The 243-nt window shown below is 45.3% G+C and carries 1 protein-coding gene; it reads left to right on the forward strand.

Going from position 1 to position 243, the window contains the following annotated elements:
• Positions 1–243 (forward strand): contractile injection system protein, VgrG/Pvc8 family (locus EXT48_RS23615; protein ID WP_240703442.1); only part of this gene is annotated, 243 nt, incomplete at both ends.

Here is a 243-nt window from a genome sequence, read left to right on the forward strand (position 1 = left end):
AAAAGCCGGCTATTCACAAGACCGGATAAAATGGCGAGTCACTAAAGATTTACCCACGCTACCGCAGTGCGTACAAGCGCTAGAAAACGACTACACCTTTTTCACCCGACTCTTAGCAAAGTACGGCTTAATTTATTGGTTTGAATGCCATGATTTTATTGAGTCGATAGTGATTGCCGAGGGAAACCTTGCAAGCCCCTATATTGAGCGAGGCTTGCTGTCGGTGACAGATAAAGATGGTCT

It is taken from the genome of Pseudoalteromonas sp. CO348, from assembly GCF_004208845.1.
GTDB classification, from domain to species: domain Bacteria; phylum Pseudomonadota; class Gammaproteobacteria; order Enterobacterales; family Alteromonadaceae; genus Pseudoalteromonas; species Pseudoalteromonas maricaloris.